The organism is Lysinibacillus sp. NPDC093692, assembly GCF_050280125.1.
In the GTDB taxonomy this organism is placed as follows: domain Bacteria; phylum Bacillota; class Bacilli; order Bacillales_A; family Planococcaceae; genus Lysinibacillus.
In genome coordinates, this window is the sequence record NZ_JBNNUW010000010.1 from 1 (window position 1) to 17,541 (window position 17,541).

Consider the following 17,541-nt stretch of genomic DNA (forward strand, 5'->3'; position numbering starts at 1 on the left):
TCAAAGGAGCAAGCTCCTTCTCTGTTCGCTCGACTTGCATGTATTAGGCACGCCGCCAGCGTTCGTCCTGAGCCAGGATCAAACTCTCCATAAAAGAAATTTGATTAGCTCAAATTGTTTTGCTGGCATCATGTTTGATGTCCAAAATTTTGTTTCGTTCACTAACTCAAGGTTAGCTACTAAAAACTTTATTGATTACGTTTTGCTTGTTCAGTTTTCAAGGTTCATTTTTTAATTTACTGTGTCACCTCTTGGCGACTTATACATAATAACATCGATTGTTCATGAAAGTCAACACTATATCATAAGTTTTTTTAAGACTTTATTTTTGTATCAATTATGCCTCGGCATAATTGCGTCCGGAATCGGCTTTGTACTTGCACAAAGCCGATTCCGTGACATCCGCCGAAGCATTGACTTCTGTAGCTGACGTTTCACTTTCGCTACGAAAACATTTGCTGAAAGAAGTTAAAAATTTAGAAACGAGGTTGTTATGATGATTCGTAAAACGTTGATTTCTCTGATTTTCATCGTAATATTGTTTGTCTTTATAAAGCCGATAAATTCTACTATGATTTCTGTATTCAACATCGCCGATGCTCCAGCAGTTGTAACAAAAGGACATTATGGCACATCACTTGTTGTCGAAATTTCTTTCTCTGATGAAGCCCTGCTGGACTGGCTTAAAACTGTAAAAGAACCTTATCCGCTTCTTTTGTTAGATGCTGAGTGGATTAAACGTTCACCTGAGCACATAAAAGTCATTCAAGAACGCAAGCTACCTACAGGATTATTAGGACCCGAGGATTCCTTGGATAAGCCAGTTGATCTTGCCGCCGTTCAAAAAGATATTAATATTTACGAAAAGTATTTACAAGAAACCCCACTTTGGTTTGCAACACGAAATCATCAGTATTCGCAGGATTTACAAAATAACTTATTTCAGCAGCAGATGAATATACTTTCTCCCTCCCTAATCTGGAAAGGTGAAAAGGCACCTAAATTACAAAAGGGAGATTTTGTTTTTCTAACTTTACACCAAAATAATAAAGTCTCAATTAAAGAGCTCAATACATTCCTACAACAAAATAAATTTATGTCGATTGAGGAAAATATATTCGGCTATAAAGTTCAAACTAAAAAATCACCATAAAGTGATACTTTAATCAATGGGGTTTTCTTCATCCCCACTAGTCTTCCCCAACGGACAGTTGATCTCCCATATACCTTTACTTTCAAAGTTACTACCCCTTAATGCGAGATAAAAAAAGTTGCCTCTACGAATATAGAGGCAACTTCTTTTTTATGATTATGCGTTTTTAGCTTGTTCACGACGTGCTTTACGGCGTGCTTCTAATTTTTGACGATCTTCTTCGGATTTTGCATTATATTTTGGTAATACTAATAATTGATAAGCATTTACAGCGAGTAGTGGGAATAGTAATAGTGCAACATACTCGTTAATATTTTCATCTCGACCCATTAATGCAATTGTCCATTCTAGTGTTGTAACAACAATCATAAAAAATAAAGCCGAAATGAAAACGTGTTTTTTTCCAGTTAATTTTACTTTTTGAATAGCTGTTGCTATAGCACCGAATATTAATAAAATTAACAAACCACTATAGAACACCCAGCTTTGTCCATCTTTCACACCAGGTATAAAACGGAAGAATATAATATCAAAAATAGTAATAGCAATTAATACTAGCTGTACCCAATTCCATAATGTAAGTGTTCTAAAAATATTAACCCCTACTTGATGAAGCGTTAAATAAGCAAAAAAGCCTGCCTGTGCAATAACACTCATTGTAAACCCTAAGAAAACCATCCATAAAAGCCCGGCCAAAAATTCTCCCCAGTGACCGTTTGCAATATATGGTTGGAAGAAGTCCCATCGAATAAACAAACTGCAAATTCCGTTGACTGCGCCACCAACGAGCATTGCAAAGAAGAAAAACTTAGCCCAATTTCGTATCGTCACAACTAAAAGTCCCCCAATTTCTTATGTATATCTGTACTTATTTTAACAATGCATTGTTAAAAAAGCTATTTCTCATCTTAACCAATACATAAAGTCCTCATAAATGTGAACAATAATTGAAAGAGTCTATCTATAAGAAAGGACTGATTATTCATGCGAAAATTCTTCTTACTACTAATTCTAATGCTGTTTCTTTCTGCCTGTTCACAAGAGAAAGCCTCTACCATGTCCTATGAAGAAATAAAAAAAATAATGATCGACTCTTTACAAACCGAGGATGGTAAAAAGGCGCTGCGAAAGCTTTTAGAGGAACCAAGTTTCCGTGAATTATTGGTTTTGGAACATGATGAAGTGAAGAAAGCTACTGAGGCTACCTTGCTTTCCAAAGAAGCAGAAGACTTTTGGAAGAAAACTTTCGAAGATCCAAAATTTAAAGAAACCGTAGCTAAAAGTATGCAGAAGCAACAACAGGATATTATGAAGGAATTAATAAAAGACCCCACTTTCCAAAAAGATATGGAGGCTTTCTTTGGCCAGCCAGATATGCAAAAGCAATTAGAGAACATTCTAAAATCCTCCAATATGAGAAAAGAAGTGGAAACTGTCGTCAAAGAAACGATTGAAAGTCCACTTATGCAAGCAAAATGGCAGGAGCTTATTAGGAAAAGCGGTGGCGAGACAAGTAAGGCTGGCGCTGGCGGTAAAAAAGAAGCTGGTAGCGGTGGAGAAGGTAGTGAACAAAAAGGCCCTCAGTAATCACTTATATGTAAAAACGGATTTCCTCCATTGTTTGAGGAAATCCGTTTTCATTATTTATTTAATTTATTAATGATGTTCGTCGCGATGTCTAAATAGATTTGTCCTGTTGTGTGTTTTTCAGCATAAACAGAAGGTGCAAAATCTTCTTCTGACCAATCAGGTTGACCAAGAGGAATTTGACCAAGTAGCTCTGTACGTAGCTCTTCTGCTAACTTTGGTCCTCCACCTTGACCGAATACGAATTCACGGTCACCCGATTTCGATTCATACCATGCCATGTTTTCAATAACACCTAAAATTTCATGGTCTGTTTGTAAAGCCATTGCACCTGCACGAGCTGCAACAAACGCTGCCGTAGGATGTGGTGTTGTTACGACAATTTCTTTTGATGAAGGAAGCATTTGGTGAATATCTAATGCAACGTCACCTGTACCTGGTGGTAAATCCAATAGTAGATAGTCTAGCTCGCCCCATTCTACATCACGGAAAAACTGATCTAACACTTTACCTAACATTGGTCCGCGCCATACAATCGGTGCGTTATTTTCAACAAAGAAGCCCATTGAAATCATTTTCACACCTAAACGATCAACAGGGAAAATTCGATTGTCTACCACTTTAGGCATATCTGTCACGCCCATCATATCAGGCACACTGAACCCATAAATATCAGCATCAATTAAACCAACCTTCTTACCTAGACGAGCTAATGCAACTGCTAAGTTAACTGATACTGTAGATTTCCCTACCCCGCCTTTACCAGAGGCAATTGAAATAACTTGTACTGTGCTAAGCGGAGATAAAATATCTTGTGCTTCAGCTTCAGTTGCTACACCACGGAAGCTCTGTAGTTTTTCTGCTGACAGCTCTTCGAAACGAATCCCAACTGTATTTGCACCCGCTTCTTTTAAAACTTCAACAATTTTCATTTGTAGCTGTAATTGTTCAGGTGTATTTGTTTTAGCAATCGCAATTTTTACACTCACATGATTCTTCTCTTCTTTTATTGTTACGTTTGTAATACCGTCTGTTTCAGCGAATGATTTATGTAAAAATGGATCTTGTAGTTGTCCTAGTATTTCTCGTACTTGTTGTTCATTTATCACGACGAACACTCCCCTTATATTATCTCAATGTTAGTATATCATAATGATTTGATTTCCGTTGTGTTGTTGCTCTATTCAATTTTTGCTAATAAATACTCTTCTATACCTTCAACAATGGCATCTCCCATTTTTTCTTGGTATTTCTTATCTATTAATAGTGCACGTTCCTCATCATTACTTATAAATCCTGTTTCTACTAGTGCAGCAGGTACCACAGCCTTTTTCAGTAAATATATTTGTTTGATAGACATTGCTTCTCGATCAGTATTTTTCAAATTAGTGCGAATGGAATCTTGAATACTCTTTGCTAAAAATTCACTTTCAGCATGTCCTTCTTGATGATAAAACACCTGTGCTCCACGCCATTTTGTTTCAGGAATGGCATTTGCATGAATTGTAATAAAAATATCCGGTTTTTCTTTTTCTACTATGTCTTTTCTTAAAAAGATGTCCTGCTTTTTTCGTTCTCTCAAAGTTCCAAACTTTTCTGAGGACGCATGCTCATCGATTACATCTCCATCTTTTGTTCGTGTCATTACGACTGTTGCGCCTTTTTTCTTTAATTGCTTCTCAACATGCTGAGCAATTGCAAGTGTAATCTCCTTTTCAATTACTTCACCCTTCGAAGCACCTCCATCTTGACCGCCGTGTCCCGCATCAATGACAATTTTTATGCCACCAAGTGGGTCCGGTAAGAAGAAGTTACGGTTCGAAGCATTCGTTTCATATGCCACGAACACTATACTCATTAGCATAATTACTCCTAGTGCAAGCCAGCGCTTCACCCATATCCACCACCCTTTTATATGTAGTGTACGAAGTTAGTGATTGAACTATGCTAGAAAGTAAAAAAACTCTTTAAGTAATTAGAAAGGAACTCTTAGCCTACTTTTTGCGGGTATTTGTTTATTGAAAGAAGTTAAAATTGAGTGTTTGATTAGTAGTAGAAGATACTTTTTGGGTAATGATAAAACGGCATTAATCCATTTGTACTCTAAGGACTAACGCCGTTAATTTCTTATTTTAGTGTAAATTCAGGTTTAATCTTACCTGTATAAGGTTCATGCTCAACAAATACTGTTATATCCTTACCATCTTTATCTTTCCCAGTTCTTTGATACGTGAATTTCTTATTATTTAACTCGGTAATTTCGAGCACAGCCCCATATTTATTGTCGCCAATTGAAACATGAGCTCTTAATTTATTTCCATCGATAACATTAAAGTACCCATAGTCACCGCGACTTTCACCTGTTTCAGGATTGAAAAATTCATATTTATTTGTATTAGCATCATATTTCGCAAGGCTAATGAAATTTCTATTATATTGTGTTACATCATTTTTATTTACATCTAATACAACGCTTCCTTGCCAAAGCGTATCAGCTAAGATCTTATCTCCATCCACATCCTTAACAACAGTGCCCGTCGAATTATTTAAAGCTTTAGCTGATTCAGTAAATGTTAGCTTTTTTTCCTTATAAGGGACATGCTCAACGAAGACCTCTACATCTTTACCATTTGCATCTTTACCCATTTTTTTATACGTAAACATATCATTTTTTATCTTAGTAATCTCTTCAATTGCTTGGTAATTTTTCGTTTCTGAAATCAATATTCTATGCTTTCCGTCATTCGTAAAAAAGAAAACCCCTTTATCGTCAAGACTTCCAGCTGTATTTGGATCGAAGAGTTCATAGCGTCCTGAGTCAGCGTCATATTTCGCAAGGCCCATTAAGTTTGAATTCTCTGCTGTTACATCTTTATTATTTTTATCGTAAACTTTTGAGGCTTGCCAGTTTGTACTACTAAGAATGTTGGCATTTGCTTGACCTTTTGTCATTTCTACTTGTCTCTGATCTTCAGTATTCCCTGTTTTTACTTCCTCCGTTTTTTTTACGTCAGTTTTATTCTGACATGCACCAAGAAGTGCCATTACTGCAAGTGATACTATTAGTAGCTTTTTCATATATTGACCTCCACTTTCAGAATAAACAACTTAAAAGTAGTATCCGCCATTTCTATATAAATTACACATCATAATCGCTACTAACATTACAGATAATAAAAGTGCCTCAGCACTTCTTGCAATACTTGAAGTTCACTAAGAACCCAGGTATAACTTTTTCCAAACAAAAAAACCCTTTCTCGAAAATATTCGAGAAAGGGTTTGGAAACGTTGATATACGTAATATTAACGTTTTGAGAACTGAGGTGCACGACGAGCGCCGCGTAGACCTGGTTTTTTACGTTCTTTCATGCGTGAATCACGAGTAAGTAATCCAGCAGATTTTAATGCAGCACGGAAATCTGGGTCTACTTGAAGTAGAGCACGTGCGATACCGTGACGTACTGCACCAGCTTGACCAGTGTATCCACCACCGTTAACGTTTACGTGGATGTCATAGCTTCCTGTAGTTTCAGTAGCTACTAATGGTTGTTTAATTACTTCACGTAATGCAGCGAATGGTACGTATTCTTCGATTTCACGTTTGTTGATAACAATTTTACCTGTACCTGGTACTAAACGTACGCGAGCTACAGAGCTTTTACGGCGACCAGTGCCGATGTATTGAACTTGTGCCAAAGTAATATCCTCCTCTTAATTTATATTATCCGCGAAGCTCGTATGCTTCTGGTTTTTGTGCAGCGTGTGGGTGCTCTGTTCCAGTGTAAACGTTTAGTTTACCGAACATTTTGCGACCTAAAGAGTTTTTAGGAAGCATCCCTTTAATTGCTAATTCGATCATTCTTGTTGGGTACTTGTCTAACATTTCACCAGCAGTACGAGTTTTTAATCCACCCGCAAATTGAGTATGGTGACGGTAAAGTTTACCCTCTAATTTGTTACCAGTTAAATGGATTTTGTCAGCGTTGATGATGATTACGTGATCACCTGTGTCAACGTTTGGTGTGAATGTTGGTTTATGTTTACCACGTAAGATAGCAGCTACTTCAGAAGCTAAACGTCCAAGAGTTTGGCCTTCTGCATCAACTACTAGCCATTTACGGTCTACTTCGTGACCTTTAGCCATGAATGTTGTACGCATGTATATATCCTCCTAATCGATTCGATTACCGTTATTTTTCATTAAACTACACTATAAGTTTTCGGGGCTTATTTGTGGTGGTAATGAAAATACCATCTGTTATCATATAATGAATGACTTTTAAAGTCAAGCAATTTCAATAAACACCTGGAGAAGTTGTTCAGATTCATTTCTTGGTTAAATTAGGGCTTTCATTAGCCTTCATTTTTAAAATATAATGTTATTTTGTGTCAAGATTTCTATAACATTCGAGGGCACAATTCAAAATCCAGACGCAATTACGTAAGGGCGAAATTGATATAGGTTGATTGGAATGGAGACTGGGCGACTCCTTCGTGACCAACATCGGTGCTACTGCCACTACGTTAGCACTACGCTTTCGCACAAAAAACATCTGTTGGCCCGAGACCCTACAGCGAAGCGGCTCATCGGACGCCCCCAGGAAGCTCTGCTCTGTGCGAAAGCGTAGCGGCAGCAACAAATGTCTTCTGTAGCGAAAGCAAAGCGGCAGCGACAAAGCGCCCAGTCGGAACGGAAATCAACTACACGCTATGGTGACGAACCTTTTTAATAGAAGACTTTCTCAAGATATAGACCTTGTGGCGGTGCAGTTTTACCCGCCTTATCGCGATTCATAGATTTAACGATTAACTCCACGTTCTCCATATCACGACGTCCTATACCAACTTCCCAAAGCGTACCTGCGATAATACGGACCATATTATATAAGAAGCCATTGCCTTCAATTACCATATGTAGCTCCTCACCATACCATTCAAATCGTAGCGTAGTCACTGTGCGCACCTTATCTTTGACACTTGTATTAGCTGCACAAAAGCATGAAAAATCATGTGTACCGATAATAGCCTTTGCCGCCCCCTGCATTGCCTTAACATTTGGCTTCACACCATTTGTCTCTACTGTGTAATGTCTGCGGAATGGACTTTGTACAGCCTCACATGACCATATATATCGGTACCGCTTCCCTGTTACACTGTAGCGAGCATGAAAATCAGCAGCTTCTTCTTCAATCGACATTACTCGAATATCTCTTGGCAGTTGAACGTTTAATGCCTTCATGTATTTATCTACTGGAATCGCGAGTGGTGAATCAAAATGCAATGTTTGACCTGTTGCATGCACTCTTGCATCTGTACGTCCACTAGCTGTTACCTTGATCTTTTCCCCTTTATGCATAATGGCTAGAACACGTTCAAGCTCTGCCTGTACTGTACGCTCTCCAGGCTGTACTTGGTAACCAGAAAATTGCGTTCCATCATAACTTATAATTGCTTTTAATCGTCGCATAAAGATTACTCCTTTTAACTTCTATAGAAGAATAGTAATACGGCCATTCCTACTAATAACATAAGTGCAAATGTATCACTCATATCCCACTTTAGCTTGCGATATCTCGTACGCCCTTCGCCTCCACGGTAGCCTCTTACTTCCATAGCTGTTGCTAAATCCTCAGCTCGTTTAAAAGCACTTACAAAGAGAGGTACCAATAATGGCACAACCGCTTTAATACGATCCTTTATTGGTCCTGAAGATAAATCCGAACCACGTGCCATTTGTGCTTTCATAATTTTATCTGTTTCATCCATTAACGTTGGGATAAAACGCAATGAAATAGACATCATTAGAGCTAACTCATGTACTGGCACTTTCACCGCTTTTAATGGATTTAGCAGCACTTCAATGCCATCCGTAATGGAAATCGGTGACGTTGTAAGTGTTAAGATAGATGTCATAAACACTAGAACTAGAAAGCGTATCGAAATAAATATCCCTTGTCGGATACCTTCCTCATAAATAGTGATAAACTTCCACTCAAATACAATGGCGCCTTCTTTCGTCATAAATATATGAATTAAGAAGGTAAACGCCATTAAAAAAAGTACTGGCTTTAGACCGTTAATTAAAAAATACAATCGAATCCGTGACACTAGCACAATGAGTAAGGTAAACGCTAATAGCAAAGCATATGTCACAGTATTGTTTGCTAAAAAAACAATAATGATGAATGCAAACACAAATATAAGCTTTGACCGTGGATCGAGCTTATGAACGGGAGAATCCCCTGGAAGAAAGCGACCAAATATCATTTTCTCCATCATGACTGTCCACGCTCCTCTCTTAGGACCCGAGCAATTTCAATTGCTAACTCTTCTTCAGTTAAGCATATCTTCGAGAATGATTTGTTTATCATTTTTTCAATTTTTTGTTGAAATCGTACGATACGAGGTGGTTCTAAGCGGAAATTTTTTAATGTCTCTACATCTTTAAAAATTTCTTGAGGTGTGCCACTTAGTACATTTTTCCCTTCATGCATAATGACAATACTATCTGCATAACGAGCTGCGTCCTCCATACTATGGGTAACGAGTATCGTTGTTAGCCCACGTTCCTTGTGTAGCTTATAAAACATATCCATAATCTCTTTTTGACCACGAGGATCAAGCCCTGCAGTTGGTTCATCTAAAACAATCACTTCAGGTTCCATCGCCAAAACACCAGCAATTGCTACCCTGCGCATTTGTCCACCCGATAAATCAAAAGGTGATTTTTCAAGTACGTCCCCTGGTAAGCCTACTAAGCCTACTAGCTCCTTTGCTCGTGCTTCTGCCTCTTGCTCAGAAACACCAAAGTTCATAGGACCAAACATAATATCCTTTAATACCGTTTCTTCAAATAACTGATGCTCCGGGAATTGAAACACAATGCCAACCTTTTGACGTACAGCCTTTAAATCTTTGGCCTTTTTTCCAGCTACAACAACACGATCCCCAATATGTACTTCTCCAGATGTTGGTTTTAGAAGTGCATTAAAATGTTGAAGAATTGTCGATTTACCGGAACCCGTATGTCCGATAATTGCCTGGTACGTATGTGAAGGAATTTCAAAATCCACATCAAATAAAGCACGTTTTTCAAAAGGTGTACCCTGTGCATAAGCATAGCTTACTTGTTGAAGTTTGATGTCCATAAATCATTCACCAACTCTTCTTCTGTCATATGTTGTCCCATTAATGGAACACCTTCCTTTTGCAATAACTTTGATAACTTCATGGCAAATGGCAAGTCTAATCCAAACTCAACTAGCTTGTCCCCAAGTGTGAAAATTTCAGCAGGTGTACCCTCAGCAAATTTCTTTCCGTCATTCATAAAGAGAACACGATCTGCAAGCATAGCTTCTTCTAAATCATGCGTAATAGATAGTACTGTTAACCCTGTTTCAGCACGTAAAGTTTGAACTGTTTGTAGTACCTCAACACGACCTTGTGGATCTAGCATAGAAGTAGCTTCATCAAGAATAAGGAGCTTAGGTTTCAACGCGAGTGCGCCTGCAATGGCAACGCGCTGCTTTTGCCCACCCGATAAATGATGTGGCTCATGATCTAAAAAATTGTTCATTTTTACTTGGTCGAGTGCTGCATGGACACGTTCTACCATCTCTTCAAACGGTACTCCGTTATTTTCAAGAGCAAAAGCAACATCATCCTGCACTGTCGCTCCAACAAACTGATTGTCTGGATTTTGAAAAACCATGCCCATTTGTGAACGGCTTTCCCACAGGTTTTCTTCACTCAATGGTTGTTGTAAAATACGGACATCCCCTTGCTGTGGATAAAGCAAACCATTCATAAGCTTTGCAATAGTGGATTTACCGGAACCGTTATGGCCAACAATGGCAATCCATTCCCCTTCCTGTACCGCAAAGCTTACATTTTCGACAGCATTGCGACTTTCTTTTTCTTCTGGTGTATATGAAAATGTCACATTATTTAATGATAAAATTTCTGGCATTTCTAGAACTCCTCTCTACATGCTCAGCTCTACTAACTAACTTACACTTTTTTATGTATGAATTCTACTACAATCAGTATGTCAATAAAAGAAAAGTGCTAAAATCACTTTCCATTCTTTTGTCTGCCCTATATTAGTGTACGTATAATTTAAAGGTTATCTTTAAAAAATACATCATATATTGAGCGGGCCACCTCAATCGTCCCGGTGACTACCATTATAAAATCAGCCTATAAAAAAAAGCACCACTAAATTGGCGCTAACTCTTACTTCCCTAAAAAATAAAAAAGCGCGCACCTCATTCGATAGAAATGCGCTAGTCGTTACATTTTCAAGAAACACGGGTGCTCAAGCCCTTGTTCCCTCTGAATGAGGTGCGGAGAGCTAAACGAGACGCCACACAACAGTGTCCGCTCATCATAACGCTCAGCTTAATTATTTGTCGTATAAATCGTTTTATAAAGAAAGAGGGTGGTGATTCCACCCTCTTCACCACTTGTTTTCTCTTATGATTAAACTAATTCAATCACAACAACAGGTGCACCGTCACCACGACGAGGACCTACTTTAAGAATACGAGTGTAACCACCTTGACGTTCTGCATAACGTGGTGCAACATCATCAAATAACTTTTGAAGTGCAAATGAAGTTGTTTCGTTACCTTCAGCATCAGTAGTTGTTACTAGTTCACGACGGATGAATGCAGCAGCTTGACGGCGTGCGTGTAAATCTCCGCGTTTACCTAAAGTAATCATTTTTTCAACAGCTTTACGTACTTCTTTAGCGCGAGCCTCAGTAGTTTCGATACGCTCGTTGATGATTAAATCAGTAGCTAAGTCACGTAACATCGCTTTACGTTGAGAACTTGTACGACCAAGTTTTCTGTAACCCATGGATGTTTCCCTCCTTTATAAAAAATTATCTGATCTTGTAAGTTTTGTTTAAATCGCTTAGTCTTCTTTGCGTAACCCTAAACCAAGCTCTTCTAACTTCGCTTTTACTTCTTCAAGTGACTTACGTCCAAGGTTACGAACTTTCATCATGTCGTCTTCTGACTTATTCGCAAGTTCTAGTACTGTATTAATACCAGCGCGTTTTAAGCAGTTATAAGAACGAACAGAAAGATCAAGTTCTTCGATAGTCATCTCTAAAACTTTTTCTTTTTGATCTTCTTCTTTTTCGACCATGATTTCAGCAGTTTGTGCCTCATCTGTCATGCCAACGAAGATGTTTAGATGCTCGGTTAAAATTTTTGCTCCGAGCGAAATCGCCTCTTTCGGACCGATGCTACCATCTGTCCACACATCAAGAGAAAGTTTATCGTAGTCAGAAGACTGACCTACACGAGTATTTTCCACTTGGAAATTGACGCGTGATACTGGAGTGTAAATAGAGTCGATCGGGATCACGCCGATAGGAAGATCCTCACGTTTGTTTTGATCAGCAGGAGTGTAACCACGGCCGCGTTGAGCGTACATACGCATACGTAAATGACCGTTTTTAGCGATTGTTGCAATATATAGATCCGGGTTTAAAATTTCTACATCACTGTCATGTGTAATGTCAGCAGCTGTAACTGTACCATCGCCTTTTACATCAATCTCAATAACTTTTTCTTCGTCAGAGTAGATTTTAAGAGCTAGTTTTTTCACGTTCAAAATAATTGAAGCTACATCCTCTACAACGCCTTCTACAGTTGAGAATTCGTGAAGAACACCGTCAATTTGAATTGAAGTGACAGCAGCTCCTGGTAATGAAGACAGAAGGATACGACGTAAAGAATTACCCAAAGTGTTTCCATATCCGCGTTCAAGCGGTTCTACAACAAACTTTCCATATTTGGAATCTTCGCTGATCTCCACCGTTTCAATCTTTGGTTTTTCAATTTCGATCATTTTTATTTACCCTCCTTCAAAACATCGAATGTATAGGTTCTTTCCATCATAGATTCGATCGTCATTGACGTATCGTTTATTATCTGCACAAGACAGTCTGTACAAAAAATGATGTTCTCATACAATATGAGACGCACCCATTACACGCGACGACGTTTTGGCGGACGGCAACCATTATGAGGAACTGGAGTAACGTCTTTAATAGCAGTTACATCTAAACCAGCAGCTTGAAGTGCACGAATTGCAGCTTCACGACCTGCACCAGGACCTTTAACAGTTACTTCCAACGTTTTCAGACCATGTTCAAGGGATGCTTTAGCAGCAGTTTCTGCAGCCATTTGAGCAGCGAATGGTGTAGATTTACGTGAACCACGGAAACCAAGAGCACCAGCACTTGACCAAGATACAGCGTTACCTTGCATATCTGTAATCGTTACGATTGTATTGTTAAATGTAGAACGAATGTGTGCGATACCAGATTCGATATTCTTTTTCACACGACGTTTACGAGTTTGTTGTTTACGAGCCATGTTAAGAAGGAACCTCCTTTACTTATTATTTTTTCTTGTTCGCTACAGTTTTACGAGGACCTTTACGCGTACGCGCATTATTCTTCGTATTTTGACCACGAACAGGTAAACCACGACGGTGACGGATACCACGGAATGAACCGATTTCCATCAGACGTTTGATATTTAATGAAGTTTCGCGACGTAAGTCACCTTCAAGTTTGTAAGAGTCTAATTGTTCACGGATTTTGTTTAACTCATCTTCAGTTAAGTCGCGTACGCGTGTATCTTCTGAAATACCTGCGTCAGCTAATACTTTCTGAGCTGTAGTTTTACCAATACCGTAAATGTAAGTTAATGAAATTACCACGCGTTTGTCGCGAGGAATATCAACACCAGCAATACGTGCCATGTACGTTGTGCACCTCCTTTAGAATTAACCTTGTTTTTGTTTGTGTTTAGGATTTTCACAGATTACCATTACTTTACCGCGTCGGCGAATTACTTTACATTTTTCGCAGATCGGTTTCACAGATGGTCTCACTTTCATCTAACCTAACCTCCTTAGTAGTCCGGAGCGCAAAAGATTATTTAAAACGGTATGTGATACGACCGCGAGTTAAATCATAAGGAGATAACTCGATAGTAACCTTATCTCCAGGTAGAATGCGGATAAAGTGCATACGAATCTTACCAGAAACGTGTGCTAGAATCACATGTCCATTTTCTAATTCTACCTTAAACATCGCGTTTGGCAAAGTCTCAACAACTGTCCCTTCGACTTCAATTACATCATCTTTCGCCATCTACTCTGTCTCCTCTCTATATGCAAATTAAAGTTCTCATCGTTACATCAAACGGATATCTGCTGCAACTATAGAAGCAACCTCGTTTCAACATATGTTTGGATTGTATGAGAGATGTTTGAAAGACGCTCGTCTGGTTTCGCTTCACACAATCCACGGAATATACAGAACCATTTAGGGCACTGAACCTCCCATGTTTACACGAATACCGGAATGTCTTTGATGAGATATTCATACCCGTTACACAGATGCTTCCACGAAACCCATTATACTCTTTCAAAAGTCATGTTGCACTTTTTAAAAGAAATATATACCGGGCACAATATGCTTTTGCAACTCTCAAAAAAAATTATGTTTCGTTGTTGCTCCCGCATGCCTCCCGCGGAAGCAGTATTCTGCGCCCGGAGCCGGGTATCAGCTGCGGCTGCCCTGTAAAAGAGCATCAAGATCAGCAAACACTTTGTTAATATCTTGCTGTCCATCTATATTTGTTAACACACCTTTTACTTCATAGTAGTTCAGTAATGGTTGTGCTTGTTTCATATTTACTTCCAGACGGTTTGCAACCGTTTCAGGATTATCATCCGCACGTGTGTAAAGCTCGCCACCATCTTTATCACATTTTCCTTCCTCAGCTGGAGGATTGAAAATTAGATGATAAGATGTTCCACAAGTTTTACAAATACGACGACCTGATAGACGAGCAACTAGCTCATCTTTTTCAACTTGGATGTTAATTGTATGTTCAATAGCTTTACCAAGATCAGCAAGGATGCTGTCTAAAGCTTCAGCTTGAGGAACAGTACGTGGGAATCCATCTAATAAGAAGCCCTTTTCACAATCATGTTTAGCAAGTCGCTCGCGAACAATACCAATCGTTACTTCATCAGGTACTAGAGCACCTTGATCAATGAACGATTTAGCTTGCAAGCCTAGTTCTGTACCATCTTTCATAGCAGCACGGAACATATCGCCTGTAGAAATATGAGGAATCGCGTACTTCTCAACGATTTTATCTGCTTGAGTACCTTTACCAGCACCTGGCAGACCCATTAAAACGATATTCATACGGAAATATTCCTCCCACAAAAGGTTTGCTGATTTCAGGAAACGATGGAACGTTCCCTAAAAACCAACATTATTTCATAAAGCCTTTGTAGTGACGTTTAACAAGTTGAGATTCTAGCTGTTTCATCGTTTCGAGCGCAACGCCGACTACGATAATTATACTAGTACCACCGATCTGCACTGTGGCAGGTAGATTCATAAAGTTTATGATTATAATCGGCATTACTGATATAACAGTTAAGAAAATCGCACCAACAAATGTCAGACGATATAACACGCTTGTTAAATACGTTTGAGTACTTTCACCAGGACGAATACCTGGAATGTAAGCACCTTGCTTTTTCAAGTTATCTGCCACATTTTCTGGATTCACTTGTATGAATGCATAGAAATATGTGAACGCGATGATCAAGGTAACGTAAACAATCATCCCAACAGGTTTTGTATAATCAAACGTGTTTTGAATAAATGTTGATACGCCACTTTCACCAAAGAACGGAACTAACGTACGAGGTGTCATCAGAAACGCTGATGCAAAAATTACCGGAATAACCCCTGCAGCATTTACTTTTAACGGTAAATGCGTTTGTTGAGAACCTGTTTGTTGATTGCGTCCAGTAACTCGTTTTGCATATTGAATTGGAATTTTACGTAGTGCTTGTTGCACATAGATAACTCCAACAACAACTGCTAGCAAAACTAAAGCAAGTAAACCAAGAATCACTAGATTGATAAATAACTTATCACCAGCACCCTCGATTTGCTGTGCATAGATTTGGTTAATGCCAGTCGGTAATGCCGCAACGATACCTGCGAAAATTACAACTGAAATACCATTTCCAACACCATGCGCAGTAATTTGGTCAGCAAGCCATACTAGGAATGCTGTACCCGCAGTTAATACAATTGAAATCGTAACATATGTTATAATTCCTTCTTCTTTAATCAAAGATCCACCATACATTCTATTAAAACCAAATGACATTGCGAATGATTGGATAAAGGCAAGAATAATTGTAAAGTAACGAGTAAATTGTGCAAGTTTACGTCTTCCGACTTCACCTTGCTTTGCCCACTCAGCAAATTTCGGTACTACGTCCATTTGCAATAACTGAACAATAATTGAAGCAGTGATGTAAGGCATAATCCCCATCGCGAAGATTGAGAAGTTCTTTAAAGCACCACCGCCAAAAGTATTCAGGAAACCAACGAGGTTAAACTCATCAGTTGCCTTTAATACATTTGCGTCAACGTTTGGTACTGGTACGAACGTACCAATACGGAAAACGATTAACATTAAAAGAGTAAAAATGATTTTATTTCGTATATCTCGAACACGCATAAAGTTAGAGATCGTCTGAAACATTAAATCACCTCAGTAGTTCCGCCGGCATTTTCAATTGCTTCTTTAGCCGAAGCTGAGAATTTATGAGCTTTTACTGTAAGCTTTTTGTTAAGAGTTCCGTTTCCAAGAACTTTAATTCCAGCTTTTTCATTGCTCACTAAACCTGATTCAAGTAATAATGCAGTTGTTACTTCTGCACCATCTTCAAAACGGTTTAATGTGTCAAGATTAACGATCGCGTACTCTTTACGGTTAATGTTAGTAAAGCCGCGTTTCGGTAAACGACGGAATAAAGGGTTTTGACCACCTTCGAATCCTGGGCGTACACCGCCGCCAGAACGAGAGTTTTGACCTTTATGACCTCTACCTGCAGTTTTACCGTTACCAGAACCGATACCGCGACCTACGCGGTTACGTACTTTACGGGAACCTTCTGCTGGTTTTAACTCATGAAGTTTCATATTGGATGGCACCTCCTTGTTCGTTAATTAAAAATTAGTTTTCTTTTACAGTAACTAAGTGAGCTACTACATCAATCATACCGCGAGTAGCTGCATTATCAGCTTTCTCAACAGTTTGGTTTAATTTACGTAAACCTAGTGCTTCAATAGTTTTGCGTTGTGCTGGTTTAGAACCAATCACAGATTTTGTAAGGGTGATTTCTAATTTGTTAGCCATTATCTTTCCCCCCTTATCCTAATATTTCTTCCACTGATTTACCACGTAATTTAGCTACGTCCTCTACGCGTTTTAATTCAGTTAAACCTTGAATAGTTGCACGCACCATATTGATTGGTGTGTTAGTTCCAAGAGATTTTGAAAGAATATCAGTAATACCAGCAAGTTCTAGTACGGCACGTACTGGACCACCAGCGATAACCCCTGTACCAGGAGCAGCAGGTTTAATTAGGATTTCTCCTGCACCAAAGCGACCTTGCACTAAGTGTGGAGTTGTTCCACCTACGCGTGGCACTTCGATTAAGTTTTTCTTCGCATCTTCAACAGCTTTACGGATAGCATCTGGCACCTCTTGAGCTTTACCAGTACCGAATCCAACGTGACCGTTTTTATCGCCAACAACAACTAATGCTGTGAAGCGGAAGCGACGTCCACCTTTAACAACTTTAGCAACACGGTTAATAGTAACTACGCGTTCTTCAAGTTCTCCAAGTTTGTTTGCGTCAATTCGACTCATGAAATGTGTCCCTC

23 protein-coding genes, 1 rRNA gene and 1 pseudogene are annotated in these 17,541 nt (G+C 38.9%); 2 read left to right on the plus strand and 23 right to left on the minus strand.

Going from position 1 to position 17,541, the window contains the following annotated elements; all coding sequences use genetic code 11:
* A 16S ribosomal RNA gene (locus ACQKN4_RS12360) occupies positions 1–94 on the minus strand; the annotation flags it as partial.
* A 399-nt stretch (positions 95–493) separates the two neighbouring features.
* Between ACQKN4_RS12360 and ACQKN4_RS12365 the strand changes: the two genes are divergently transcribed.
* A complete protein-coding gene (locus ACQKN4_RS12365; RefSeq protein WP_427483833.1) occupies positions 494–1,153 on the plus strand; it encodes a hypothetical protein in 660 nt (219 codons plus the stop codon).
* 156 nt (positions 1,154–1,309) lie between these two features.
* Here the strand turns inward: ACQKN4_RS12365 and ACQKN4_RS12370 are convergent, their stop codons facing one another.
* Positions 1,310–1,984 carry a KinB-signaling pathway activation protein gene (locus tag ACQKN4_RS12370; RefSeq protein WP_079562349.1) on the minus strand — a complete coding sequence of 225 codons (675 nt, stop codon included), beginning with the start codon at positions 1,982–1,984 and terminating at the stop codon, positions 1,310–1,312.
* 153 nt (positions 1,985–2,137) lie between these two features.
* Between ACQKN4_RS12370 and gerD the strand changes: the two genes are divergently transcribed.
* A complete protein-coding gene (gerD, locus tag ACQKN4_RS12375; RefSeq protein WP_427483834.1) occupies positions 2,138–2,740 on the plus strand; it encodes a spore germination lipoprotein GerD in 603 nt (200 codons plus the stop codon).
* A gap of 53 nt (positions 2,741–2,793) precedes the next feature.
* Here gerD and ACQKN4_RS12380 read toward each other — a convergent pair whose 3' ends face one another.
* The 21 genes and pseudogenes from ACQKN4_RS12380 to rpsE form a co-directional block, all read right to left on the minus strand.
* Positions 2,794–3,849 carry a P-loop NTPase gene (locus ACQKN4_RS12380; RefSeq protein ID WP_349660276.1) on the minus strand — a complete coding sequence of 352 codons (1,056 nt, stop codon included), beginning with the start codon at positions 3,847–3,849 and terminating at the stop codon, positions 2,794–2,796.
* A gap of 71 nt (positions 3,850–3,920) precedes the next feature.
* Positions 3,921–4,634: an N-acetylmuramoyl-L-alanine amidase gene (locus tag ACQKN4_RS12385; protein WP_079562352.1), complete on the minus strand. Its 714-nt coding sequence runs from the start codon at positions 4,632–4,634 to the stop codon at positions 3,921–3,923.
* Between the two features lie 233 nt (positions 4,635–4,867).
* Positions 4,868–5,818 carry a DUF4822 domain-containing protein gene (locus ACQKN4_RS12390; protein ID WP_427483835.1) on the minus strand — a complete coding sequence of 317 codons (951 nt, stop codon included), beginning with the start codon at positions 5,816–5,818 and terminating at the stop codon, positions 4,868–4,870.
* 225 nt (positions 5,819–6,043) lie between these two features.
* On the minus strand, positions 6,044–6,436 hold the full coding sequence (gene rpsI, locus ACQKN4_RS12395) for a 30S ribosomal protein S9 (protein WP_004233744.1): 393 nt from the start codon (positions 6,434–6,436) through the stop codon (positions 6,044–6,046).
* Between the two features lie 25 nt (positions 6,437–6,461).
* Complete coding sequence (gene rplM, locus ACQKN4_RS12400) at positions 6,462–6,899, minus strand: 50S ribosomal protein L13 (protein ID WP_053596074.1); 438 nt, start codon at positions 6,897–6,899, stop codon at positions 6,462–6,464.
* A 567-nt stretch (positions 6,900–7,466) separates the two neighbouring features.
* Positions 7,467–8,207, minus strand: a complete 741-nt coding sequence (gene truA / locus ACQKN4_RS12405; protein WP_427483836.1) for a tRNA pseudouridine(38-40) synthase TruA — start codon at positions 8,205–8,207, stop codon at positions 7,467–7,469.
* Positions 8,208–8,221: 14 nt separating this feature from the next.
* Complete coding sequence (locus ACQKN4_RS12410) at positions 8,222–9,019, minus strand: energy-coupling factor transporter transmembrane component T family protein (protein WP_079562355.1); 798 nt, start codon at positions 9,017–9,019, stop codon at positions 8,222–8,224.
* Positions 9,016–9,888 carry an energy-coupling factor ABC transporter ATP-binding protein gene (locus tag ACQKN4_RS12415; RefSeq protein WP_197142504.1) on the minus strand — a complete coding sequence of 291 codons (873 nt, stop codon included), beginning with the start codon at positions 9,886–9,888 and terminating at the stop codon, positions 9,016–9,018. Before ACQKN4_RS12415 ends, ACQKN4_RS12410 begins: the two co-directional genes overlap by 4 nt.
* Entirely contained in the window at positions 9,864–10,709 is an 846-nt protein-coding gene (locus ACQKN4_RS12420) for an energy-coupling factor ABC transporter ATP-binding protein (protein ID WP_427483837.1), read from the minus strand. The genes ACQKN4_RS12415 and ACQKN4_RS12420 overlap by 25 nt, the downstream gene beginning before the upstream one ends.
* 512 nt (positions 10,710–11,221) lie before the next feature.
* Positions 11,222–11,602, minus strand: a complete 381-nt coding sequence (rplQ, locus tag ACQKN4_RS12425; RefSeq protein ID WP_012296051.1) for a 50S ribosomal protein L17 — start codon at positions 11,600–11,602, stop codon at positions 11,222–11,224.
* Between the two features lie 57 nt (positions 11,603–11,659).
* The gene (locus ACQKN4_RS12430; protein ID WP_004233733.1) at positions 11,660–12,604 is read right to left on the minus strand and encodes a DNA-directed RNA polymerase subunit alpha; all 945 of its coding nucleotides are present in this window, start codon (positions 12,602–12,604) and stop codon (positions 11,660–11,662) included.
* Positions 12,605–12,744: 140 nt separating this feature from the next.
* Positions 12,745–13,134, minus strand: coding sequence for a 30S ribosomal protein S11 (rpsK, locus tag ACQKN4_RS12435; RefSeq protein WP_053482801.1), 390 nt, complete (start codon positions 13,132–13,134; stop codon positions 12,745–12,747).
* A gap of 25 nt (positions 13,135–13,159) precedes the next feature.
* Entirely contained in the window at positions 13,160–13,525 is a 366-nt protein-coding gene (rpsM, locus tag ACQKN4_RS12440) for a 30S ribosomal protein S13 (RefSeq protein WP_049662875.1), read from the minus strand.
* 24 nt (positions 13,526–13,549) lie between these two features.
* Entirely contained in the window at positions 13,550–13,663 is a 114-nt protein-coding gene (gene rpmJ / locus ACQKN4_RS12445) for a 50S ribosomal protein L36 (protein WP_000868344.1), read from the minus strand.
* Positions 13,664–13,700: 37 nt separating this feature from the next.
* Positions 13,701–13,919 (minus strand): translation initiation factor IF-1, encoded by a 219-nt coding sequence (gene infA / locus ACQKN4_RS12450; RefSeq protein ID WP_004233690.1) that lies wholly within the window; start codon positions 13,917–13,919, stop codon positions 13,701–13,703.
* Between the two features lie 86 nt (positions 13,920–14,005).
* A pseudogene (locus ACQKN4_RS12455) lies at positions 14,006–14,083 on the minus strand (type I methionyl aminopeptidase); the annotation flags it as partial.
* Between the two features lie 250 nt (positions 14,084–14,333).
* On the minus strand, positions 14,334–14,987 hold the full coding sequence (locus ACQKN4_RS12460; protein WP_079562358.1) for an adenylate kinase: 654 nt from the start codon (positions 14,985–14,987) through the stop codon (positions 14,334–14,336).
* A 70-nt stretch (positions 14,988–15,057) separates the two neighbouring features.
* Positions 15,058–16,353: a preprotein translocase subunit SecY gene (gene secY, locus ACQKN4_RS12465; protein WP_079562359.1), complete on the minus strand. Its 1,296-nt coding sequence runs from the start codon at positions 16,351–16,353 to the stop codon at positions 15,058–15,060.
* Positions 16,353–16,793, minus strand: coding sequence for a 50S ribosomal protein L15 (rplO, locus tag ACQKN4_RS12470; protein WP_079562360.1), 441 nt, complete (start codon positions 16,791–16,793; stop codon positions 16,353–16,355). The genes secY and rplO overlap by 1 nt, the downstream gene beginning before the upstream one ends.
* Positions 16,794–16,827: 34 nt before the next feature.
* Positions 16,828–17,010 (minus strand): 50S ribosomal protein L30, encoded by a 183-nt coding sequence (gene rpmD, locus ACQKN4_RS12475; RefSeq protein WP_049662869.1) that lies wholly within the window; start codon positions 17,008–17,010, stop codon positions 16,828–16,830.
* 13 nt (positions 17,011–17,023) lie between these two features.
* Positions 17,024–17,527, minus strand: coding sequence for a 30S ribosomal protein S5 (rpsE, locus tag ACQKN4_RS12480; RefSeq protein ID WP_053482806.1), 504 nt, complete (start codon positions 17,525–17,527; stop codon positions 17,024–17,026).
* Positions 17,528–17,541: the final 14 nt, after the last annotated feature.